The organism is Corallococcus sp. CA053C, assembly GCF_003611675.1.
Classification (GTDB): Bacteria; Myxococcota; Myxococcia; order Myxococcales; family Myxococcaceae; genus Corallococcus.
The window spans coordinates 20,143-42,572 of the sequence record NZ_RAWA01000021.1 but is presented as its reverse complement, the minus strand read 5'-3'; the positions used below and the strand labels follow the sequence as shown (position 1 = coordinate 42,572).

General features: G+C 69.5%; 20 protein-coding genes and 2 tRNA genes. 14 read left to right on the top strand and 8 right to left on the bottom strand.

What is annotated here, in order from left to right:
* Positions 1–21: 21 nt before the first annotated feature.
* Together D7V97_RS04830 and D7V97_RS04825 are read right to left on the bottom strand one after the other, a co-directional pair.
* A complete protein-coding gene (locus D7V97_RS04830) occupies positions 22–1,998 on the bottom strand; it encodes a hypothetical protein (RefSeq protein WP_120609404.1) in 1,977 nt (658 codons plus the stop codon).
* Positions 1,998–4,313, bottom strand: coding sequence for a bifunctional UDP-sugar hydrolase/5'-nucleotidase (locus tag D7V97_RS04825; RefSeq protein ID WP_233582512.1), 2,316 nt, complete (start codon positions 4,311–4,313; stop codon positions 1,998–2,000). Before D7V97_RS04825 ends, D7V97_RS04830 begins: the two co-directional genes overlap by 1 nt.
* A 231-nt stretch (positions 4,314–4,544) precedes the next feature.
* Here D7V97_RS04825 and D7V97_RS04820 point away from each other — a divergent pair, with 231 nt between their 5' ends.
* The 7 genes from D7V97_RS04820 (at position 4,545) to D7V97_RS04790 (ending at position 13,194) form a co-directional block, all read left to right on the top strand.
* On the top strand, positions 4,545–5,225 hold the full coding sequence (locus D7V97_RS04820; RefSeq protein ID WP_120609402.1) for an NUDIX hydrolase: 681 nt from the start codon (positions 4,545–4,547) through the stop codon (positions 5,223–5,225).
* A gap of 89 nt (positions 5,226–5,314) precedes the next feature.
* Positions 5,315–6,784 carry an MFS transporter gene (locus D7V97_RS04815; RefSeq protein ID WP_120609401.1) on the top strand — a complete coding sequence of 490 codons (1,470 nt, stop codon included), beginning with the start codon at positions 5,315–5,317 and terminating at the stop codon, positions 6,782–6,784.
* A gap of 68 nt (positions 6,785–6,852) precedes the next feature.
* A complete protein-coding gene (locus tag D7V97_RS04810) occupies positions 6,853–8,424 on the top strand; it encodes a hypothetical protein (protein WP_120609400.1) in 1,572 nt (523 codons plus the stop codon).
* A gap of 45 nt (positions 8,425–8,469) precedes the next feature.
* On the top strand, positions 8,470–9,237 hold the full coding sequence (locus D7V97_RS04805) for a hypothetical protein (protein ID WP_120609415.1): 768 nt from the start codon (positions 8,470–8,472) through the stop codon (positions 9,235–9,237).
* Between the two features lie 129 nt (positions 9,238–9,366).
* On the top strand, positions 9,367–10,494 hold the full coding sequence (gene pdhA / locus D7V97_RS04800; protein ID WP_120609399.1) for a pyruvate dehydrogenase (acetyl-transferring) E1 component subunit alpha: 1,128 nt from the start codon (positions 9,367–9,369) through the stop codon (positions 10,492–10,494).
* 54 nt (positions 10,495–10,548) lie between these two features.
* A complete protein-coding gene (locus D7V97_RS04795) occupies positions 10,549–11,535 on the top strand; it encodes a pyruvate dehydrogenase complex E1 component subunit beta (RefSeq protein WP_120609398.1) in 987 nt (328 codons plus the stop codon).
* Between the two features lie 3 nt (positions 11,536–11,538).
* Positions 11,539–13,194 carry a pyruvate dehydrogenase complex dihydrolipoamide acetyltransferase gene (locus tag D7V97_RS04790; RefSeq protein ID WP_120609397.1) on the top strand — a complete coding sequence of 552 codons (1,656 nt, stop codon included), beginning with the start codon at positions 11,539–11,541 and terminating at the stop codon, positions 13,192–13,194.
* A 66-nt stretch (positions 13,195–13,260) separates the two neighbouring features.
* Here D7V97_RS04790 and D7V97_RS04785 read toward each other — a convergent pair whose 3' ends face one another.
* Positions 13,261–13,467 carry a hypothetical protein gene (locus D7V97_RS04785; protein ID WP_120609396.1) on the bottom strand — a complete coding sequence of 69 codons (207 nt, stop codon included), beginning with the start codon at positions 13,465–13,467 and terminating at the stop codon, positions 13,261–13,263.
* A gap of 195 nt (positions 13,468–13,662) precedes the next feature.
* Here D7V97_RS04785 and D7V97_RS04780 point away from each other — a divergent pair, with 195 nt between their 5' ends.
* Positions 13,663–13,923 carry a DUF2795 domain-containing protein gene (locus tag D7V97_RS04780; protein WP_233582511.1) on the top strand — a complete coding sequence of 87 codons (261 nt, stop codon included), beginning with the start codon at positions 13,663–13,665 and terminating at the stop codon, positions 13,921–13,923.
* Between the two features lie 148 nt (positions 13,924–14,071).
* On the top strand, positions 14,072–15,229 hold the full coding sequence (locus tag D7V97_RS04775; RefSeq protein ID WP_120609394.1) for a sensor histidine kinase: 1,158 nt from the start codon (positions 14,072–14,074) through the stop codon (positions 15,227–15,229).
* On the opposite strand, the gene D7V97_RS04770 is transcribed toward D7V97_RS04775, so the two are convergent.
* Positions 15,201–15,779 (bottom strand): hypothetical protein, encoded by a 579-nt coding sequence (locus D7V97_RS04770; protein ID WP_199728706.1) that lies wholly within the window; start codon positions 15,777–15,779, stop codon positions 15,201–15,203. The two genes, D7V97_RS04775 and D7V97_RS04770, sit on opposite strands and share 29 nt — an antisense overlap.
* A 72-nt stretch (positions 15,780–15,851) precedes the next feature.
* Here D7V97_RS04770 and D7V97_RS04765 point away from each other — a divergent pair, with 72 nt between their 5' ends.
* Entirely contained in the window at positions 15,852–16,817 is a 966-nt protein-coding gene (locus D7V97_RS04765) for a response regulator (RefSeq protein WP_199728705.1), read from the top strand.
* A 91-nt stretch (positions 16,818–16,908) separates the two neighbouring features.
* Here the strand turns inward: D7V97_RS04765 and D7V97_RS04760 are convergent.
* The 4 genes from D7V97_RS04760 to gltX all read right to left on the bottom strand — a co-directional run bounded on the left by D7V97_RS04760 (position 16,909) and on the right by gltX (position 19,084).
* Positions 16,909–16,980 (bottom strand) — tRNA-Glu (locus tag D7V97_RS04760).
* A gap of 76 nt (positions 16,981–17,056) precedes the next feature.
* A tRNA-Gln gene (locus D7V97_RS04755) sits at positions 17,057–17,127 on the bottom strand.
* A 60-nt stretch (positions 17,128–17,187) separates the two neighbouring features.
* Positions 17,188–17,595 carry a hypothetical protein gene (locus tag D7V97_RS04750; protein WP_120609391.1) on the bottom strand — a complete coding sequence of 136 codons (408 nt, stop codon included), beginning with the start codon at positions 17,593–17,595 and terminating at the stop codon, positions 17,188–17,190.
* A gap of 46 nt (positions 17,596–17,641) precedes the next feature.
* Entirely contained in the window at positions 17,642–19,084 is a 1,443-nt protein-coding gene (gltX, locus tag D7V97_RS04745; protein WP_120609390.1) for a glutamate--tRNA ligase, read from the bottom strand.
* A 112-nt stretch (positions 19,085–19,196) separates the two neighbouring features.
* Between gltX and D7V97_RS04740 the strand changes: the two genes are divergently transcribed.
* From D7V97_RS04740 to D7V97_RS04725, 4 genes are read left to right on the top strand one after another with little or no spacing between them, the layout of a single operon-like run.
* A complete protein-coding gene (locus tag D7V97_RS04740) occupies positions 19,197–19,784 on the top strand; it encodes a hypothetical protein (protein WP_120609389.1) in 588 nt (195 codons plus the stop codon).
* The gene (locus D7V97_RS04735) at positions 19,784–20,695 is read left to right on the top strand and encodes a myxosortase-dependent metalloprotease, MXAN_2677/MXAN_2678 family (RefSeq protein ID WP_120609388.1); all 912 of its coding nucleotides are present in this window, start codon (positions 19,784–19,786) and stop codon (positions 20,693–20,695) included. Before D7V97_RS04740 ends, D7V97_RS04735 begins: the two co-directional genes overlap by 1 nt.
* Positions 20,692–21,663: a myxosortase-dependent metalloprotease, MXAN_2677/MXAN_2678 family gene (locus D7V97_RS04730; RefSeq protein WP_120609387.1), complete on the top strand. Its 972-nt coding sequence runs from the start codon at positions 20,692–20,694 to the stop codon at positions 21,661–21,663. The genes D7V97_RS04735 and D7V97_RS04730 overlap by 4 nt, the downstream gene beginning before the upstream one ends.
* 9 nt (positions 21,664–21,672) lie before the next feature.
* On the top strand, positions 21,673–22,392 hold the full coding sequence (locus tag D7V97_RS04725) for an HAD family phosphatase (protein ID WP_120609414.1): 720 nt from the start codon (positions 21,673–21,675) through the stop codon (positions 22,390–22,392).
* Positions 22,393–22,430 lie beyond the last annotated feature (38 nt).

Here is a 22,430-nt window from a genome sequence, read left to right as displayed (position 1 = left end):
GCGACTTTTAAGAAAGAATGACTACGGGCACGGCTTGATGGGCTTCGGGCACTCCAGGCCGGGCCCGGGGTAGCAGCAGAGGTCGTCCTGGTCGCGAGGCAACACGTTCCACCGGGGGCGCGCGGGGCCCACGTGCTTCAGGTGGCCCACGACGTCGAAGGTGGCCGCGTGCAGCTGCTTGCACTGGAGCGCCTTCGCCGCGTCGGCGTCGGTCTCGCTGCAGTCCGGGTTCAGGTCCGGCACCGCGTCCTTGATCTGCAGGCTGATGCGCGAGCGCGAGTCCGGCGCCAGCTGACAGGCGGCGTTGCGGGTGGCCGCGGCATCGCGCACGAGCGCGACCTGCGTCTCGTTGCCCTGCAGGGTGTACTCGAACCGGGTGTTGGCCGCGACGAGGGTGCCCGTCTGGTCCACGCTCACGCCCTCTTCGCCAAAGCGCACGTGCACCGGCTGGTCGCAGTAGAGGTTGATCCGCGCGCCCTGGGGCTGGGCACGGGTGAGCGACGTGGTGCCCACGGAGACCTTGGTGATGCGCGCGGCGACGGAGTCGTCCAGGCCGGCGGCGGCGGGGCCCGTGGCGTTCATCTCCACCACGAACTGGCCGAAGTTCGTGTACGTCGTCTTCTCCGCGCAGATGGTGCCGGCGAACTGCCCGATGCCCAGCGTGCAGTCGATGACGCACTGGCGCTCCGGGAGGTCCGGATCATCCGCCGGCTCCTCGAAGCAGTTCTTCCAGGTGCGCGCCGCGCCGCTGCCGGACGGGCAGAACATGGGCATGTCGTTGTTGCCGTTGGCGTCGCAGTTCTTGAACACGCGCGGGAACTTCACCCGGCGCAGCTTCACGAGCGACGACTCCAGGCTCTCCATCTTGAAGTTCTTGTAGCTGTAGCCGCACAGGAGGTCGTCCAGGTACGGCGACCCGCTGTAGCCGCACAGCCGGCCGTTGATCTCCACCGGCGGCACCTGGGACAGGTACTTGTTCCACTCGCTCTGCGGCAGCAGGCGCACGTTCTCCCGCAGGGTCCAGGCGGGGAAGCTCAGCTGCGTGGTGTTGGTGAACTCCGCCACCGTGCCGGAGAGCGTCCAGATGAGGTCGCCCGCGTCCAGGCCTTCCGGGAACTGGTAGTTGTAGATGTAGACGCTGTTGAAGCGGCCCGGGTTGAAGCCGTCCGGCTCCGGCGTCTGGATGTTCGCGCCCGCGAGGCTCTTCTCCAGCACGCGGCAGGCGGTCATGTCCGTGACGTAGAAGCCGCTGGAGTCCGTGCCCGTGACGAGCAGCTTCATCTGCTGGCCGTTGTTCGGATCCGACGGGTCGCAGTTCTGCACCAGCGGCTCGCCGGCCTCCGGGTTGCGCCCGATGCGCAGGAACTGCTTGATGAAGACGCTCGTCTCGAAGCCCGACTCCGGCAGCTGGAGGGTGGAGATTCCGGGCTCCGAGAAGCGGATGGGCGTGGACAGGCCCGTCGCGAACGTGCGCGTGGCGGGCTCCGCAGGCACCTGGGTCAGGTCCCCCACGACGCCGCCATCCGCGTAGTCCAGCTCGAAGGGCTCGTCCTGCACCCAGACGTGCGTCTCGCCGTACAGGTGGGCCACGCGCACGCTGCCGGTGCCCTTGCCGTTGGTGAGGTTCGCCCAGCGCTTGCTGTAGTCGCCGGTGATGTCACCCGGCACGACGCGGAAGGAGACCGGTCCGTTGAAGGACGTCATCTCCCCGCCGTTGCCGTCCACCGCGGTGATGGACAGCCCGATGTCCACGTCCGTGCGGGGCAGGGTGTAGGGGCACTCCGTCGTGCCGCGCACCGCGGGGGGCACCGCGGCCTGGTCGTTGCCGTACTTCGCGGCGCACGCGTTCACCACGGGCAGCAGCGCGCCGGAGCCGTCACCGACGGTCAGCGTCGTCACCTCCACGCGGAACGAGGAGAGTCCGTTGGGCGTCTCGGATTCCTTCGTGTAACAGCCGGCCGCCAGGGCCAGCGTGGACAGCAGCAGGAGTCTTTTCATTACTTCACCCTCCGCCCGATGCGGCCATCCTCGATGGCGTTCGCGATGGGCATGGAAGTGGGCTTCTCACAGAAGGAGCGAAGCTGGGTCGTCACGGTGCCGCAGGTCGGGTTGGTACCGGACAGAAGGTCGCGGCAGGTGCACCGGCCGGTGGACGGGCCCGGGGGCACCGCGCACTGGGCCTGCATGGCCTCCCGCGTCAGGTCCGGCACGCCGCAGCTGCTGAGCCGCTCGCGCTGCCCGTTCTCGTCCGCCGGCATCTTGAGCAGCGAGCCGCAGGTGCAGCTGCCTTCCGCGCCGTCGGAGGTCTTCACCTTCTTGTTGAGGGCGTCCTCGAAGGTCTTGGACACCGCGCAGGCGCCCAGCGTCTTTTCGTCCACCGTCCACGTGCCGTCGATGAGCGAGCCGCAGCGCGTGCCGTTGCTGGACGTCTCCTTGCCCTTCAGCAGGTCATCGCAGGTGCAGAAGCCCTGCATGTAGCCGATGAGCGAGTCGCGCAGGCTGATGTTGGTCTCGATGCGCGTCGTGTTGCGCTTGAGCACCGTGAAGCCGGAGCCGCCCTTGGCGATGTAGTCGTTCACCGCGACCTTGTAGGTGCCGTTGGTGTCCAGCGGCTTGCCGTTGATCTGGATGTCGATGCCGGGGTGCGCCCAGCAGCGCGAACCGCTGGCGTCCTCAAGGCACTGCCACGGCGCGTGGCCCTCGCGGCCCGTCTGCGGGCAGTCCTGCTGCGCGGTGGCCGGGGTGCAGGCGATGCGCAGGTCGTTGAGCTGCACCTGGGCGCAGTCCATGGTGAAGCGGGCGCCGGAGATCTGCGCCTGGCTCACGCACCCGCGCTCGGCGGAGCGCTCGGTGACGAAGTCGAACATCTCCTGCATCTCCACGCCGGACAGGTACATGATGTTGATGGTGTTCTCGAACGGGAACACGTTGAACATCGACTCCTGCGTCACGACGCCCGCGTAGAGGTTGTCGCGGATGCCCAGCGAGTTGGTGAGCGCCATCTCCGCTTCCACGCGGTTGCGCTTGCGCATGGAGTCCGCCGCGATGTTCCCCAGGGGCGAGTCACCGCCGTTGGAGTTGTTGCGGCGCTGCACGTCGATGGGCGCGTAGGAGAAGATGGACGTCAGCTGGAGCTTGAAGTCCATGCCCAGCATGTACGGCACCAGCAGGTCGGTCGTCTGCGGGTCCTCCTGCCGGCGGCACTCCTCGATGGCCTCGCGCACGCCCGGGGCCTGGATGAACTCCCCCGGGTCCCAGAAGATGGCGTCGTCGAAGCGGTACTTGCGCATCACCTCGTTGCACCAGAGGCCGTCCACCGGGAACGCGTGGTAGTCCTGGCTGACCACCTCCGCGCCCTCGTTCTCGCCCAGCTGCTGGGGCATCTTCACGACCAGCTCCAGGCGACCCACGTACTTGGCGAACGCGCCGGAGTGGGACAGCACGACCTTGCGGCCGCTGGGGTCGCTGACGAGCTGCGGGGGGTTGAGCACCACGTGCAGGTGGCCGCCCAGCACCACGTCCAGGCCGTTGACGCCCGCGATGTGCACGCGCACCACCGACTTGTCGTCGCCCACCGGGCCGAACCACTCCAGCACCTTCCACGCGTCGTGCGAGCGCTCCACGAACGCCTTCGCGCGGCCGTACTCGTAATAGGCCTCGTAGCCCTGGATGAGGTCCTGGTCCTCGGTGAGGCCCAGGTGGCTGACGACGACGATGAGGTCCGTCACCGGGCGCAGCAGCTCCACGTAGGAGCGCGCGACCTCGTTCTGCTCCAGCGGCGTCGCCTGCAGGCTGTTGCCGCCCTCCACGATGGAGTTGAGCGAGGAGATGTTGGCCATGCCGATGATGCCCACCCGCAGGCCCTTGATGACCTTGATGGTGTACGGGTTGGTGATCAGGCCCGCGCCGTTGTTGCCCGGGGCCTTCGGGTCGTCCCACTGGTAGTTGGCGGCCAGGAGCGGGAAGTTGGCGAAGTCGCGCGCCTTCTTGACGAAGTTGAGCGCGCCGGCGTCGAACTCGTGGTTGCCCACCACGGCGGCGTCCAGGTGCTGCTCGGACAGGAAGCGGAACTCCGCCTCGCCCGTGTTCACGTTGAAGATGGGCGCGCCCTGGAAGCAGTCACCCGAGTCCAGGTGCAGGATGCGGTCGCCGCGCTTGCGCTCCCTCTTGAGGATGGACGCGATGCGCGTGGCGCCACCGAACGGACCGGCCTCCGGGATGAGCTCCAGGTCCTGGTCCGTCTTCAGCGGCGTGAAGTCATACGGGATGAGCCGCGAGTGGATGTCAGAGGTATGAAGGAGGGTAAGCCGCACCTCCTGACCCTCGAGGTGGTAATCCTGGCCTTCCAGGACAGGCATGCACGAGGCGAGGGCCAGGGCGCAGGCACAGAAGAGGCCGAGCAGTGCGCGACACATTCGTGGCGGATCCGTGATTCAAGAGAGTGACGACTTGAGGACGGCGCAACCTACGGGATCAAGGGTGCACGGGCAAGCAACGCCACCGTGGCACCTCTACCTACCAGTGCAGCAGGAGAGCAGGCAGACATGCGTCCCAGCAGTTCCAATGTGACTGACATCGAGATCATCGAGGATTTCTCCGCCACGGCGCGTTGTGACGAGGGTTTCCTTCGGGTGCGGCGTCTGCGGTGCCGCAACCGGCGGCAGGACGGCACGTCCTCGTCGGTGTACCGGGTGGACGTGGTGGACCGCCCCCGGTTGGACGCGGTGTCCGTGCTCGTCTACCGCCGTGCGTCAGATGGCGGCGTGGAGGTTTTGACGCGGATGAACCTGCGCCCGGCGGCGTACTTCCGACGCGAGCAGACGTCGTCCATGACGGTGCCGGACCCGGTGAGCTACCTGCGCGTGGAGGAGATCGTCGCGGGCCTGCTGGAGCCGTCCGACAAGGGCGAGGAGGGGCTGCGCCGCCGCGCGGCGGAGGAGGTGAAGGAGGAGGCGGGCTACGCGGTGAAGCCGGAGGACATCCAGCTGCTGGGCGGCGCGTTCTTCCTCGCGCCGGGCATCCTGTCGGAGAAGGTCTTCCCGGCCGCGGTGGACGTCACGGGCGTCACGCAGGGCGAAGTGGAGGGCGACGGCTCTCCCCTGGAGGAGGGCATCTTCCTGCAGTGGCGGCCGGTGCAGGCGGTGCTGGAGGCGTGCCGCAAGGGGGACATCGCGGATGCGAAGACGGAGGTGTCCCTGACGCGGCTGCTCGCCCGTCTGGGGTGAAAGGCCGGCGCGGCTTGCAGTTTCCGGGGCGCGGAGGGACGGGGTAGGGTGCTGCCCGTCCCGTTCCCCGTCCAGGTGAGGTTCGTCGCATGCCGTCGTTGCCCCCGTGGCTGACCCAGCTGTTGCCCATCGTCATCCTGCTCGGGGCCATTGGCCTGGTGCTCTCGCGGCTGCCGCGCGTGGAGCTGGGGCACAGCGAGGCGTTCCGCCGTCGCCGCTTCTTCAACTGGTTCCCGCTGGGGCTCACGTACGCGTTCCTCTACATGGGGCGCTACAACCTCAACGTGGCGACCACCGCCATGGGCCAGCAGACGTCCAACGCGGACTTCGCCACCATCTTCTTCTGGGGGACGCTCACGTACGGCGTGGCCTTCCTCCTCAACGGCCCGCTGACGGACAAGCTGGGCGGCCGCTTCACCATCCTGCTGTCCGCGGGCGGCTCCGCGGTGGCGAACGTGGCGATGGGCGGACTCGTCTACGCGGTGCTGAAGAACGGCTGGGCGCCCCCGGGCGGCATCGTCGCGTGGCTCGCGGCCCTCTACAGCGTCAACATGTACTTCCAGAGCTTCGGCGCGGTCTCCATCGTCAAGGTGAACGCGTCGTGGTTCCACGTGCGCGAGCGCGGGCAGCTGGGCGGCGTGTTCGGCATCCTCATCTCGCTGGGCCTGTACTTCGCCTTCGACTGGTGCCGCTTCATCGCGGACGCGGCGCCCGTGTGGTGGGTGTTCTTCATCCCCGCGGGGCTGCTCGTGGTCTTCCTCGTGCTGGACTCGTTCGTCATCCGCGACACGCCGGGCCAGACGGGTCACCCGGACTTCGACACGCAGGATGCGTCCAGCGGTGACACCGGCCCCGCGCCGTCCGTGCCAGAGCTCTTCAAGAAGCTGCTCTCCAACCGCATCATCCTCATCATCCTGGGCGTGGAGTTCTGCAGCGGCTTCCTGCGCAACGCGGTGATGCAGTGGTTCCCCAAGTACGCCAAGGCGGTGGGCGAGTCGGGCGGCTTCGTCGCGTCCAACTGGGGCATGCTGTCGTGCGTCGCGGGCATCCTGGGCGGCATGTTCGCGGGCGTCATCAGCGACCGCATCTTCGACTCGCGCCGCGGGCCCGTGTCCACGGTGCTCTACGCGGGCCTGCTGGTGGGCGCCGTGGGCGCGGTGTTCCTGCTGGGCACCCAGGGCGCGGGCTGGTCCGTGGTGTTCATGTCCCTGTGCGTCATCGGCGTGCACGGCATGCTGTCCGGCACGGCCACCATGGACTTCGGCGGCAAGAAGAACGCGGGCGTGGTGGTGGGCATCATCGACGGCGCGGTGTACGCGGGCACGGCCATCCACGCCCTGGTGTACGGGCGCATCCTGCCCACGGGCGACGCGATGAAGGACCCGGCCAACTGGCGCCCCTGGCCCCTGGCCATGCTGCCCCTGGCCCTGGTGGGCCTGGTGCTGGCCTCGCGGGTGTGGAACGCGAAGCCCCAGCCGAAGGCCGCGCCGCTGCCCGTGGGGGATGTCATCCCCGGGGCCCTGCCGGGGTCATCCTCTCGTACGGGGACCAACGGTTAGGGGTCCAACACCCTCCCTTCGTCCAGGGTGGCTCCCGTGTGACAGGCCTGTGACATAGAGTTGCGTTCGTGTCCCAGGCCCCTGAAGCGCTCCACAGCCGGTTCGACGTCCACGACCGCAAGCAGTTCGAGATCAAGCTCGAGTACCAGCCGACGGGCGCTGATGAGACGCGCTACCTCGTGGAGGCCTACCTCTTCCTGCCGTCGAGCCTGAACATCGACGCGGAGACGTACCCGCGCGCGGACTTCTACGCGGACATCCACAACTACGTGCGCTTCAAGACGCCGGTGATGGGGCTGTCGGAGATCCTCGCGTCGGAGGGCTCGCCGCTGCTGAAGCTGGAGGCGTGGATGCGCACGGGGCTCGCGCCGGAGTCGGACGTCGTCTACCAGGCGAAGCTGCTCTCGTGCGTGCTGCGGGGCGCGCTGCGGAGGTTCGCCACCACGGTGGAGCTGCGCTGCGAGCCGAAGGCCGGCGACGCGGGCCGCGCGGACCTGGAGACGGTGGTGCGCTCGGCGGGGGAGAGCGTGCCGGCGGTGCTGGAGCGCTTCCGCGCGTGGCTGCGCGCGACGGGCGAGGCGAAGCTCCAGGAGAAGACGCGCGCGTCGCTGCGGCTCGTGGACGAGTACGTCAGCCTGCTGGTGGAGCAGTTCTTCCGCCGCGCGGTGGCGGACATGGACGCGCTGCCGCGCTCGGGGCCGTGGCTGCCGCTGCGCAAGGGGCTGATGGAGGCGGTGCTGCGCGAGGAGTCCTACCGCAAGGAGCACCGGCTGCGCAGCGTCCTCAGTCCCACCGGGGACAACGAGGAGTACATGCAGCGGCTGGGCTTCCTGAAGAAGTTCTGCATGAACGTGCTCTTCCTGTCCTCGCGCCGGCGCCAGCGCCGCCAGGGCTGGGAGGAGGTGCTGTTCGCCATCGCCGCGGGCGTGGCCATGGCCTTCGCCACGTCGGTGGCGCTCTGGGCGCAGGTGCGCTTCACGCAGGTGAGCCTCAACTTCTTCCTGGTGGCCGTCGTCGGCTACATGATGAAGGACCGCATCAAGGAAGGCCTGCGGCGCATGTTCAGCCGCTTCGCCGCCACGCACCTGTACGACCGCACCACGGACCTGGTGGACCCCGTCACGGCGCGCGCCATCGGCATCTGCGAGGAGCGGGTGGACTACGGCCCCGCGGTGAAGGTGCCCGCTGGGGTGTCCGCGCTGCGGCTGCACGACGACTTCCTCACCGTGTCCCAGGGGGAGCTGTCGGAGGCGGTCATCCGCTACCAGAAGCGCATCGTGCTGGACGCGCGCCTGCTGCCCCGCTCGGAGCGCGGGCTCACCGGCGTCACGGACATCCTGCGCCTCAACGTGGGGCGCTTCCTGCGCGACATGGACGAGCCGGAGTTCGCGCTGGAGTACGTGGACCTGGAGGACTTCTCCGTGGGGCACATCCGGGGCGCGAAGCGCTACCCGGTGGACCTGGTGTTCCGCTTCACGGTGATGGAGGCGGGGACGCGCAAGGAGTCCGCGCAGCGGGTCCGGCTGGTGCTGGACAGGAACGGCATCCAGCGCATGCAGAACTTCCCGCAGCCCGCGGCCGCACCGGAGCCCGCAGGGTCCGTGCCCATCCAGCCGGCCGCCTGGCGCGCGGGCGCGTGATTTGATGGGCAGCCCCGCGCCGGGGGCATGTATCTTCCGGCGTCCATGGCTTTTGAAGACCTCAAGCAACGCGTGCGGCCGGACTGGCGCGACACGCTCCAGGGCATCCTGACGAGGGCCCGCTCGCTCGGCCCCCAGGCGGTCCTCGCGTTCGACCTGGACTCCACCCTCTTTGACAACCGCCCCCGTCAGGCGCGCATCCTGCGGGAGTACGGCGACGCGCGGTCGCTGGGCCTGCTGTCCGCCTGTGAACCCCACCACTGGGAGACGGGCTGGGACATGCGCGCCGCCATGCGCGCGTGCGGCCTGGGCGATGCGGACGTGGAGCGCCTGTTCCCCGACGCGCGCGCCTTCTGGCAGGAGCGCTTCTTCACCAGCGCCTACTGCGTCTCCGACGAGGCCATCGAAGGGGCAGGGGCCTTCCTTCAGGCGGTGGCCGCCACGGGCGCGCAGGTCGTGTACCTCACCGGGCGCCACGAGGGCATGCGCGAGGGCACGGAGGCGTGCCTGGCGCGCTGCGGGATGGTGACACCCCCCGGCGAGGCCGGCCGCGTGCACCTGATGATGAAGCCCACGCTCGCGGAGGACGACGACGCCTTCAAGCGCGAGGCGCACGCCCGCCTGGGGCGCATGGGCACGGTGGTGGCCGCGTTCGACAACGAGCCCACCCATGCCAATGACTACCGGCACCGCTTCCCGGAGGCGACGGTCATCCACCTGGCCACGGACCACTCGGGCCGGGCCGTGGAGCTGCGGGACGGCATCGTGTCAGTGCCACATTTCGCACTGGAGGACGTGACGCACCGCGCCTGAAAGGAAGGCGTGGCGGAGAGCAGTTCTGAAAGGCTTTGGAAGTCCCTTGGCCGCGCGCTAAGAGGCGCACGGCGTCGCCGCCCTTCCCCCTCGGGTCCACAGGGGCGGCCCAGACGGAGGCATGCCGCGGTGGCCAGCGCGTACTCGAAGGACCTGTTGTTGAAGATGTACCGGAAGATGTACCTCCTGCGTCGCTTCGAAGAGCGCGCGGGCCAGCAGTACACGCTGGGGAAGATCGCCGGTTTCTGCCATCTGTACATTGGCCAGGAAGCCGTGGCGGTCGGGTGCAACGAGGCCATCCGTCCGGATGACTACATGCTGTCCGCCTACCGCGACCACGGGCAGCCGCTCGCCCGTGGCAGCGACGCCGGGATGATCATGGCGGAGCTGTTCGGCCGGGGCTCCGGCTACAGCAAGGGCAAGGGCGGCTCGATGCACATCTTCGACATCGAGCACCACTTCTACGGGGGCTACGGCATCGTCGGCGGGCAGATTCCGCTCGCGGCCGGCATGGCCTTCGCGGCGCGCTACCGCAACGAGGACCGCGTCACGGTGTGCTTCTTCGGCGACGCGGCCGCGAACCAGGGCGCGTTCCACGAAACCTTCAACATGGCGCAGAAGTGGAAGCTGCCGGTCATCTACATCTGCGAGAACAACCGCTACGGCATGGGCACGGCCATCGCGCGCACGTCGGCGGTGCCGGAGATCCACAAGCGCGCCTCCGCGTACGGCATGCGGGGCGAGGCCGTGGACGGCATGGACGTCCTCAAGATGTACGAGGCGGTGAAGGACGCGGCGGAGTACTGCCGCGCGGGCAAGGGCCCGGTGCTGATGGAGGCGAACACGTACCGCTTCCGTGGCCACTCGATGGCGGACCCGGCCACCTACCGCAGCAAGCAGGAGGTGGAGGACGAGCGCCGCAACGACCCCATCCCCAAGCTGCGCGAGTACGCGCTGAAGCAGAAGCTGGGGCTGTCGGACGCGGACTTCGAGGCCATCGAGGAGGAGGAGAAGCGCACGGTGGACGCGGCGGTGAAGTTCGCCGACGAGTCGCCCGAGCCCAGCGTGGAAGAGCTGTGGCGCGACACCATCGTGGAGCCGGGTGAGGAGGACGTGCGCCCGCGCGAGCGCGTGCTGGGCGTGAAGGTCACCAACTGGCCGAAGTACCCCACGGGCCAGGAGCTGAAGGTGACGTGGGACCTGGAGCCCCGCGCAGAGGCCGAGGCGGCTGACAAGAAGGCGGGCCTGAGCCGCTAGCGCTCGGTCCTTCCCCCAGGCACAACCCTTTCGAGTTCGAGTTCGGAGCCGACGATGCCCGAGTTGATGTATCGCGAAGCGTTGAACCAGGCGCTCGCCGAGGAGATGGAGCGCGACGCCAATGTGTTCCTCATTGGCGAGGAGGTAGGTCGCTACAACGGCGCCTTCAAGGTGTCCCAGGGCCTGCTGGACAAGTTTGGCAGCGCGCGCATCATCGATGCGCCCATCAGCGAGCTGGGCTTCACCGGCCTGAGCGTGGGCGCCGCCGCCGTGGGCCTGCGCCCGGTGGTGGAGATGATGACCTGGAACTTCGCCATCCTGGCGATGGACCAGATCGTCAACAACGCGGCCAAGCTGCGCCACATGAGCGGCGGCCAGCTGCGATGCCCCATCGTGTTCCGCGGCCCGGGCGGCGCGGGTGGCCGGCTGTCCAGCCAGCACAGCCAGTCGCTGGAGGCCAACTACGCGCACTTCCCCGGCCTGAAGGTGATTGCGCCTGCGACCCCGGCGGACGCCAAGGGCATGCTCAAGAGCGCCATCCGGGACGAGAACCCGGTCATCATGTTCGAGGGCGAGCGGCTCTACGCGCTCAAGGGCGAGGTGCCGGAGGGCGAGCACATCGTCCCGCTGGGCGTGGCGGACGTGAAGCGTGAGGGCACCGACGTCACGCTCATCACCTGGAGCCGGATGTACTACTTCTGCATGGAGGCCGCGGAGGCCCTGGCGAAGGAAGGCATCAGCGTGGAGGTGCTGGACCTGCGCACCCTGCGGCCCCTGGATGAAGAGGCCATCCTCAAGAGCGTGCGCAAGACGAACCGCGCCGTCATCTGCGAGGAGGGCTGGGCGCTCGCTGGCATTGGCGCGTCCGTGGTGGACCTCATCCAGTCCCAGGCGTTCGACGAGCTGGACGCGCCCGTGGTGCGCGTCACCGGGCTCGACGTGAACATGTCCTATGCGGCGAACCTGGAGAACGCGACCCAGCCGGACGCGCCCAAGATCATCGCGGCCATCAAGAAGGTCCTGTACCGCGAGGGAGCCTGAGCGATGGCGACGCCCATCCAGATGCCCAGCCTGTCCCCGACGATGAAGGAGGGGAAGATCATCAAGTGGCTGAAGAAGGTGGGAGACAAGATCTCCTCCGGAGACGCCATCGCCGAGGTGGAGACGGACAAGTCCAACCTCGAGGTGGAGGCGTACGACGACGGCTACCTGCTGCAGATCTCCGTGCCCGAAGGCGAGGTCGCGACGGTGGGAGCCCCCATCGGCTACCTCGGCGCCAAGGGCGAGAAGGTCTCCGGCGGAGCGCCCGCCGCGGCCGCTCCCGCGAAGACCGAAGCTCCGAAGTCCGAAGCCCCCAAGGCTGAAGCCCCGAAGCCCGCGGCCCCGCCCGCGAAGGCTCCGGAGCAGGCCCCCGCCGCGTCCGGCGCGGGGGAGGGGCTCGCCATCCTGATGCCCTCGCTCTCCCCGACGATGAAGGAGGGGAAGATCGTCAAGTGGCTCAAGAAGGAGGGCGACAAGGTCTCCTCCGGTGACGCCATCGCCGAGGTGGAGACGGACAAGTCCAACCTCGAGGTGGAGGCGTACGACGACGGCACGCTCGCGCGCATCGTCGTGGGCGAAGGCGACCTGGCCAACGTCGGTGCGCCCATCGCGTACCTCACCCCGAAGGGTGCCAAGGCCGGGGCGGCCGCGCCCGCCGCGTCCAAGCCGGCCGCGTCCCAGGCTCCCGCTGCGGCTCCGTCCGCTCCGCCCGCCGGGGCCCAGGTCGTTCCGCTGCGCCGCGAGGCCGCTCCGGCTTCAGGCGGAGGCCGGCTGCGCGCCAGCCCCCTGGCGAAGAAGATGGCGCAGGAGCGCGGGCTGGACCTGGCGCAGGTGCGTGGCTCGGGTCCGCTCGGTCGCGTGGTGAAGCGCGACGTGGAGCAGGCGCTGGGCCAGGGCCTGGCGAAGGCTCCCGTCCAGCAGGCGGCGCCCGCGGCGAAGAAGGCCGGTGCGCAGCCCGAGGTCCGCGCCTTCGGCACCCGTCCGGAGCCGCAGGCCGTGCCCATGTCCTCCATGCGCAAGGTGATTGGCCAGCGCATGTCGGAGGTGAAGCCCGGCGTGCCGCACTTCTATCTCACCGTCGAGGTGGAGATGGAGGCCGCGGTGAAGATCCGCGAGGAGGCCAAGGCGCTGGACGTGAAGGTGTCCGTCAACGACATCATCGTGAAGGCGGCGGCCATCGCGCTGCGCCGCTCCCCGAAGATGAACGTGTCGCTCCAGGGCGACCAGGTGCTGCACTACGGCACCGTGGACGTGGGCATCGCGGTCGCCATCGAGGACGGGCTCATCACGCCCGTCATCCGCGACGCGGACCTGAAGGGCCTGCAGACCATCTCCGCCGAGTCCCGCGACATGGCGGAGCGCGCCCGCAAGCGCGCCCTGAAGCCCGCCGAGTACACCGGCGGGTCGCTCACGGTGAGCAACCTGGGCATGTACGGCATCGACCAGTTCATCGCCGTCATCAACCCGCCCCAGTCCGCCATCCTCGCGGTGGGCGCGGTGGCGGAGAAGGCCGTGGCGCGCGACGGACAGGTCGTCGTGCGCAAGGTGATGACGGTGACGCTGTCGGGTGACCACCGCGTCATCGACGGGGCCACCGGCGCGGAGTACCTGCGCGAGCTGAAGGGCCTGCTCGAGCACCCCACGCGTCTGCTGTTCTAGCGGTCGAGCCGCCGGCCCAACCCCCTCGCCCCCGTGCGTCGTGCACGGGGGCAGGGGCGGTCCTGGCTACTCCCGCGTCGGCTCGTCCGACTCCACGTCCTTCTCCAGCTTGCGCTGCGCGTCGGTGACGCTCGCCTGCTCGGAGCGCTTCGTGCCCGTGGGCAGCTCCTCCTCATGCTCCTGCGAGCGCCCCTGGATGCCGGGCCACGGCTCCGGCCGGGTCGCCTGGACGTGCTTCACGGGCTTCGGGTCCTGCTGCTTCTTGTTCGCCATGGTGTCGCTCCTCCCCCGCGCGAGCAGGGCCTGAAAGGGGACTTCCTGGCGGTACGGTGGGATGCCCGGCGTGGAGCGGCCACCCGGGGGGATGTGGGTGGGAGGCGCTCGCCTGCCTGACTCCCTTCGGATGGCGAAAAAAGACCAGCAGCCGGCGCGGTTCGCTGCTTAACTTCTCAGCCAATGAACGACGACATGACTCGCGAGCGCCTGGGACTTGGACTGCGGGAGGTGGAGCCTTCGCCGGTTCCGTTGGTCCCGGTGGTGTCCCCGGCGCACTCACTGCAGCAGGCGCTTCAGGGCGCGGTGTTCCCGCTCACCTCGGAGCAGTTGACCTGGGTGGCGCGCGAGAACGAGGCGCCGTCGCACGTGCTGTCGCTGCTGGGCACGCTGCCCCGGGGACGTTTCGCCTCCGTGGAGGCCGTGGTCCTCGCCGTCGGGGACATCACCGCCTGAGTCGGGCGCTTCCCGTCGGGGTGCCCCTCGATGCCCACCTCCGGCCCTGGGTACAACGTACCCCCAGGCGCGCGGGCGGAGGTGCGCGTTATCTTCGGCGCGACCAGCCTGTCTTCCGGATGAGGAAGCCATGGTCTGGAGGAGCTCCATGAACGCCTCGGACCTGCCCGCCGTGCTGTACGTGGACGACGACGCCCTCAACCTGAGGGTGTTCGACGCCAACTTCGGGCAGCGGTTTCGCATCTTCCGGTGCTCGTCCCCCAACGAGGCCCTGGCGCTGCTGGAGCAGCGACGCGGGGAGATTGGCGTGGTGCTGTCGGACCAGCGCATGCCGGGGATGACGGGCGTGGAGTTGCTGGAGCGCGCCCGCACCATCGCGCCGGACGCCAAGCGCATGCTCGTCACGGCGTACGCGGACATGCAGGCCGTCATCGACGCCGTCAACCGCGGCCAGGTGACACGCTACTTCGTCAAGCCGTGGGACCGCGCGGAGCTGCTCGCGGCGCTGGAGGACGCGCTCAAGATTGCCCGGTTGGAGCTGCGCATCCGCGAGGTGGAAGGCCGGATGATGAAGTCCGAGCGTCTGGCCACGCTGGGGCAGGTCACCGCGGGCATCGCGCACGAGCTGATGGGGCCGGTGGGCTACCTCACGCAGAACGTGTCCTCGCTCCAGCGCGACATGCACTGCGTGGTGCAGTACGTGTCGCGCCACCTGGCGACGGATCCGGACGCGGAGGTGTCCTCCACCATCGAGGACCTGCCGGCGCTCATCAAGGACCTCTCCGAGGGCGCGGGCCACCTGCGCGAGGTGGCGTTGGGCCTGCGCGCCCAGGCGCGTGGAGAGGACATGGAGGCCACCGCGGACGTGGCCGAAGTGGTGTCCTTCGCCGTGAAGCTGGCGCGCGCGGAGGTGCGGGACCGGGCGCGGCTGTCGAGCAACGGCGACCCCGTGCGCATCGTCTTCGGGCCGGTGAAGCTGTGCCAGGTGCTGCTCAACCTCATCGTCAACGCGGCGCAGGCGATGGAGGGCACGGGCCGGCCGGGCCGCATCGACGTGAAGTGGGCGGCGCGCGAGTCGGAGGTGGTGCTGTCCGTGGTGGACAACGGGTGCGGCATCCCGCTCGCGTTGCAGGAGCGCGTGTTCCAGCCGCTCTTCACCACCAAGCCCGTGGGCATTGGCACCGGGCTGGGCCTGTCCATCTGCAAGGAGCTGGTGACGCAGTTCGGAGGTCAGCTCCGCCTGTCGTCCACGCCGGGCGAGGGCACGGAGATCGAGCTCATCTTCCGGCGAGCCCCGCCCCCTTGAGCCCGAAGGCGTTGTGCAGCAGGCGCCACACCCGGTGGAGGGTCTCCCCCTCCGCGGGCCGCACGTCCCGCACCAGCAGTGCGCGTCGTGGCGCTTCTTCCGGGCCGTACTCCACCACCAGCGAGTAGCCGCCTCCCGACGGCTGGACGATGTGCACCGCGCGCACGTCGTCGAAGGGCAGCGTCTCCGTGCGCGCGGCCCCCGGCGCCCACGCGAGCGTCTCCAGCCGCAGCGACTCCGTCTTGAAGTGCAGGACGAAGCGGCGGCGCTTCAGCCGCGACTCCAAGAGCAGCGCGCCCGCCACCAGGGCCCCCGCGAGGAAGAGCAGCAGGGCCGCGGCGCCCGGCGTCCGGGAGGCGTCCAGCACGAGGAACACCAGGCCCACCACCGTGCTCACCCCGGCGAGGCCCAGGCAGAGCGTTGGCAGCATCCTCAGCGTCCAGGGCGGCGGCAGGGACTCACCCACCAGCCGTCCCCCGTCGTAGAACAGCCGCACGTCGCCCAGCAGCGGCGGCACCCGGTTCTCCCGGAGCGCGTCTTCGAAGCTCACTGCGCGAGCATAGGCGGACCGCCCGTTTCCCACCCTCGAAGTTGGACGTGAGCTGTGCGATCCTCCCAATTCATGGATCTCCCGTTCGAGACCGGCGAAGGTGATGGGGAAGGGCGGGGGACGCTCGCCTCGAAGGTGCTGCTGGTGGATGACGAGCCGGTGGTGCTCGACATCTGCGTGCGCCTCCTGAGGCGTGAAGCGGACCTCGTCGTGTCCCCCGTGGGCAGCGCGGAAGAAGCGCTCGTGCTCTTGAAGGACCAGCGCTTCGACGTGCTGGTGACGGACAAGAACCTGCCCGGCATGGGCGGCGTGGAGCTCATCGCCGAAGCGCGCCGGATGCAGCCCGCGCTGGAGGCGGTGATGATCACCGCCTACGCCAGCTCCGAGTCCGTCATCGCCGCCTTCGCCGCCGGCGCCAGCGACTACATCCTCAAGCCCTTCGACGACCTGCGCGTGCTGCGCGCCAAGGTGCGCGGCGCGCTGGAGCGCCGCACGGAGCGCGTGCGCACGCGCAACGGCGCCCGCGAAGTCGCCCGTCAGGCCGCGGCGCTGCTGGACGCGGGCCGCGACGCGCCGGAGCCCGCGCACGTGGCGCTGGAGACAGAGCTGCGCAACTACGAGGAGGCCGTGCGCCTGGGCCAGCACGGCCACGTGGCGGTGGTGGGCAGCAGCGAGGCCGTGAAGGTGCTGCAGGACGCGCGCTTCGAGGTGGTGGACCTGCCGCCGTACTCGCCCCAGCTGGAAAGCGCGGACGTGGTGGTGGTGGAGACCGGGGATCCGCAGTGGCGCACGCTGGCCGAGCGCCTCCAGGGCCGCTCTCCCGACGTGGTGCTCCTGGCCGGCGCGGACGCCGACCTGAGCGACCTCCTGGAGGCCATCACCCTGCGCATGGACCTGGTGGGCTACGGGCAGGCCAACGCCGCCCGCGTCCTGCCGGAGAAGGTGCGCATGCTGCTGATGCGCCGGGGCATCCAGCGGGCCCAGGAGCGGCTCACGGCCGCGCTCGACGCCTTCCGCCAGAGCATCACGGCGGCCTGAGCGGGCGGGGCGCGCAAGCCGCGCGCCCCGAGCACTCCCAAGCCCGCAAAAGCGAAACGCCCACCTTCTTTTCAGAAGATGGGCGTCTCAGTGACCCTGCCGGGATTCGAACCCGAGTTTGAGCCGTGAGAGGGCTCCGTCCTAACCACTAGACGACAGGGCCGGCTTTCCTACAACCGCGCCTTTGAGGCCGACGCTTCCTACACTTTCTGGTTGCTGACGTCAACCAGGAACTTCAGCTGGGGAACTAGGATTCGAACCTAGATAAGCAGAGTCAGAGTCTGCTGTCCTGCCGTTAGACGATTCCCCAAGAGCTGCGGGACCTGCGACTTCGGGCGCTTCTACTACCCACTTCTCTGCTCGACTTCAACTACTTCGTTTTCCTGACCGGCTTCGTGTCCTTCTTCGCCGGTTTCGTCGTCCCCTGCGCCGGGACGACGTAGATGCGAACCTCTTCGTTCGCCTCGTAAATGTTCAACCCTTCGAAGTTCTTCCCCGACGGGTTGGAGATGTGCACCGCCTTGACGCCCGGCTGGTTGACGATCGACCGCCTCGGGTAGCTCGAGGACGGATAGACGGTCTTGTAGTAGTCGAGCGTCGCCTCGAAATCGCGCGATGCCCGGTACCGGTTCTCGCCCACCTTCTGGGCGCCATCCGGGAGTTGGGCGCCGCTCACCAACTCGGCGCCCGACGCCGTTGCCCAGAGGGCCAGCAGCACGGCCCCGAGCGGGCGCGCCTTATAGAAATGCGGTCGGAGGCTGTCAAGCGGTCGCGTCATCGCCGGCCAAGATAGGGCCCGGCGTGGTCCGCGTCCACCGTCAATCTCACCCGCCGCGCGCGAGCGCCGCGTCGATGCGCCGCAGGGCTTCCTCGCGCCCCACGAGCAGCAGCGTCTCCCCGATGCCGGGGCTCGTCGTGTTGCCGGTGATGGCGACGCGCAGGGGCTGGGCCACCTTGCCCATGCCCACGCTGGCCGCCTCGCTCACCGCCTTCACCACGCCGTCCAGCGGCTCCACCGTCCAGGCGGGCAGCGCGGCCAGCCGCTCGCGGGCCTGGCGCAGGAGCCCCAGCGAGTCGGCGCCCAGGTGCTTGGCCGCGGCCTTCTCATCCAGGGTGACGCCGGTGCGGAAGTAGATGGACGCGGTGTTCGCCATCTCGTCCAGCGTGCGCGAGCGCTCACGCAGCGCGACCACCAGCGGCTCCAGGCGCGCGTCGCCCCGGGCCTGGAAGCCGCGGGCCTCCAGGAAGGGCGTCAGCCGCTCGGCGACGAGCGCGGGGGGCAGCAGCTTGAACCACTGCTGGTTGAGCCACTGGAGCTTCTCCGGGTTCCACACGCCGGAGGTGCTGCCCACGCCGTCGAAGTCGAACCACTCCACCATCTGCTCGCGGCTGATGACCTCGTCGTTGCCGTGGCCCCAGCCCAGGCGGACGACGAAGTTGAGCAGCGCCTCCGGCATGATGCCGGTGCGCGCGTGGAGCATCACGTCCGCTTCCGGGTGCTTGCGCTTGGAGAGCTTCTCGCGGTCCGGCCCGAGGATGAGCGGCAGGTGCGCGAAGTCCGGCGGCGTCCACCCCAGCGCCTTGTAGAGCATCAGCTGCGGGAAGGTGGAGTTGATGTGCTCCTGGCCGCGCGCCACCAGGGTGATCTCCATCAGGTGGTCGTCGATGACGCAGCCGTAGTTGTAGAGCGGGATGCCGTCCGCGCGCATCATGACCCAGTCATCCAGGTCCGAGTACGGCTTGGTGATGACGCCCAGGACCTTGTCGTCGTACGACACCTCGCCTTCCCCCGTGGGCATGCGGAAGCGGATGACCGCGTCCTCCAGCTTCTTGCCGGCGGGCGGGGCCTTCAGCTCGTAGCAGGTGCCTTCGTAGCGGTAGGCGCGGTTCTCCTTCTCCGCCACCTCGCGACGCACGGCGATCTCCTCGCGGGTGCAGTAGCAGCGAAAGGCCTTGCCCTCGGAGATGAGCTGGTCGGCGTGGGCGCGGTAGGTGTCCAGCCGCTGGGTCTGGAAGTAGGGGCCGTGGGCGCCCTCCTTGCCGGGGCCCTCGTCCCAGTCCAGGCCCAGCCAGTTCAGTCCGTCCAGGATGGCCTTGACCGACTCCGGGGTGGAGCGCTCCTGATCCGTGTCTTCGATGCGCAGGATGAAGGTGCCGCCGTAGCGCCGCGCGTAGAGGTAGTTGAACAGCGCGGTGCGGGCACCTCCGATGTGGAGGTATCCAGTAGGAGACGGAGCGAAGCGGACGCGGGGTTTGGACGGGGCCATGGACAGGCGCGCGATAGCAGGAGGGATGCGTGAGGGTCAACGCAAGCCGCCCCTCTTGTCCGGTGCGCTCCGCGAGGGCTGAGGATAGGCTGCGCTGCCAAGGAGACTTTCCATGTCGATTCGACAGTCAGTTCGCACGTTGGTGCTGGCCGCCCTGCTCGGGGGGCTTCCCGTGGGGGCCACGACGATGCTGCGCGCGGACCTTCCCCAGATGGCGCAGGCTTCCGACGCGGTGGTGCAGGGCGTCGTCCGGCGCGTGCAGAGCCGGTGGAGCGGGGACAAGCTGCGCATCGTCACCGACGTGGAGATTCAGGTCACCGAATCGCTCAAGGGGCAGCCCGGCGGCACGGTGCTCGTCACCCAGCCGGGCGGTCGGGTGGGTGACATCGGGCAGGTGGTGAGCGGCCTGGCGTCGTTCTCCGAGGGCGAGGAGGTCGTCGTCTTCCTGGAGAAGAAGGGCGCGGCGGCGTTCCGGCTCGCGGGCATGGCGCAGGGCAAGTACCAGGTGCAGCGCTCGGCCTCCGGTGCCAGCGCGATGGCGGTGCCGGCGCCCACCGGGGACGCGGTGCTCATTGATCCGAAGACGCATCAGGAGAGCGTGTCGTCCGCGAAGCCGGTGACGCTCGAGCAGCTGAAGACGGCCATCCGCGCGGCGCTCCAGGCGCAGCAGGGCGCGCCCGCGACGAAGGGGACGAAGTGATGGGCGCGCTCGCGTCGTGGGTGGTGCTGGCGATGGCGCTGGGACAGAGCTCCGCGCCGTACGTGCGCAGCCGGGTGTCGCCGGGGGATGAGTCCACGCAGTGCCTGTACTGGACGCAGTCGCGCGTCGTCTGGCAGCAGAGCACCGTGGGCAACCAGCGGATGACGAACCACACGGAGTTCAAGGCCATCTCCGACTCGTTCCAGAGCTGGCAGACCCTCTTCGCCAGCTGCGGCAACCTGACGCTGGAAGAGGGGCCGCGGGTGAGCAGCCGGAAGGTGGGCTACGAGCGCACCGGCACGAACATCAACCTCATGCTCTTCCGCTCGCGCAGCTGTCGGGAGGTGGTGGACCCCGGCGACGCGTGCAACACCCTGGACACCTGCGCGAACACCTACGACTGCTGGGATGACAGCAACGGCACCATCGCCATCACGCTCACCACCTACGACGAGCGCACGGGCGTCGTGTACGACTCCGACATCTCCTTCAACGCCGCGCAGTTCAACTTCACCACCGGCAACGGTGGGCCGTGCGGCATCGTGGCCACGCCGGACTGCGTGGAGACGGACGTGCAGAACACGGCCACGCACGAGGTGGGCCACTTCGTGGGCCTGGACCACACGCTGGCCACCGGCTCCACGATGAACCCCAGCGCCCCTCCTGGAGAGACGGAGAAGCGCTCCATCGACCCCGGCTCCAAGGACTTCGTCTGCGCCGCGTATCCCAAGGGCAGCGCGAGCAAGCCCTGCATCCCGCTGCCGGACACCGGCAATGGTGACGGAGATGGCGACGGGGATGGGGACGGCGACGGAGACGGCTGCGCCGCGGCGTCGGGAGGCCTGGCCGTGCTGCCGCTCCTGGCGGCCGCCTCGCTGTTCGCGCGCCGCCGTCGCAGGGGTGGACGGTGAGTCGTCGCCTGCTGCTGCTGGCGGTGCTCCTGGGCGCGGCAGCGGCGGGCGCGCAGCAGGACTACAAGCGCACGCTCGTGCCGGGCCGGCCGCTGTGTCTCGTGTGGCCGGGGCGTGACTACGTCTACCACCTGGACGCGGCGGGCAGCACGCGCACGCCCGGGGACACGGAGTTCACCGCCATCGAGGCCGCCTTCGATGCGTGGCGCGCGCTGTCCGCGACGTGCAGCGACTTCCGCTTCATCCGGGGCGAGGACTGGCGACAGCGGGTGGACGTGGGCTACGACGAGGAGCACCCCTTCGACAACTACAACGTCATCACCTTCCGCGAGCGCGACTGCCAGGACGTCGCGCCGGCCGACGACGCGTGCTGGGAAGAGGAGACGTGCGGCAACGTGTACCAGTGCTGGTCGCACGGGGGCGCCACCATCGGGCTCACCACGTCGTCGTTCAGCTTCAAGGACGGGCACGTGGTGGACTCGGACATCGAGCTCAACGCGGCGGAGACCGACTCCGGCCCCACGTTCCTCTTCACCACCGTCAACGGTCCGCCGTGCGAGGGCGCACCCGCCACGAACTGCGTCGCCACGGACGTGCAGAACACGATGACGCACGAGCTGGGGCACGTCGTCGGGCTGGACCACGTCTTCGCGGCAGGCTCCACCATGGAGGCCACCGCGTCGCAGGGCGAGACGTCCAAGCGCGTCATCGATGCGGGCTCCGCCGCCGGGTTCTGCTCGGCCTATCCTCGCGGCCTGCCCCCCACCCAGTGCCGCATCCCGGCGGATCCGGGCCTCAAGCTGGTGGCGGAAGGGAAGGGCACCGGCTGCGCGGCCACCGCCGGAGGACCGGCCGTGGCCGCCGTGCTGCTGTGGGCGGCGGGGCTGGTGCGGCGCCGTCGGAGCGGGCGGGCAGAGGGGCTGGCGTCCGGTGGGCTCGAGGCTGCCCCGGACGGGCCGCGCGGTTAGACTGTGAGCGTGGCCGTCGCCTTCTTCGACCTGGACCGGACGCTGCTCGCCGCCAACTCCGCGTCGCTGTGGGTGCGTCGTGAGCTGGCGCTGGGGCACATCTCCCGCTGGCAGGCCCTGCGCGCCAGCGTGCTGCTCGCCCGCTACCACCTGGGGTTCGTGGCCATGCAGGACGTGCTCGTGCGCGCCACCGCGCTGCTCACGGGCTCCGACGCGCGGGACCTGGAGGCGCGCTCCGTCGACTTCTACACGGAGCTGGTGCGGGGCCAGTACCGGCCAGGCGGCCTGCTCGCCCTGGAGGCCCACCGGGAGGCAGGCGACCGGCTCGTGCTGCTGACGTCGTCCTCGGGCTACCTGTCCGACCTGGTGGCGCGCGAGCTGCGCCTGGACGGCGTGCTGTGCAACCGCTTCGAGGTGGACGCGGCGGGGCTCCACACCGGGCGCGCGCTGGGGCCCATCTGCTTTGGCGAGGGCAAGCGGCTCTACGCGGAGGCCACCGCGAAGGAGGCCGGTGTGCCGCTGTCCGCGTGCGCCTTCTACACGGATTCGTACTCGGACCTGCCGGTGCTGGAGGTGGTGGGGCGGCCCGTGGTGGTGAACCCCGACCATCGCCTGCGACGCGAGGCCCGGCGGCGGCGCTGGCCGGTGGTGGACTGGGGCGTGCCTCCGGGAGGCGCCGCCCCGTCCGTCCCACCCTCACCGCCGCTCTTGCCCTCCACCGGTCCGTAGGACGCGGTGCCCCCAGGACGGGGTGACGCGGTGGAGGT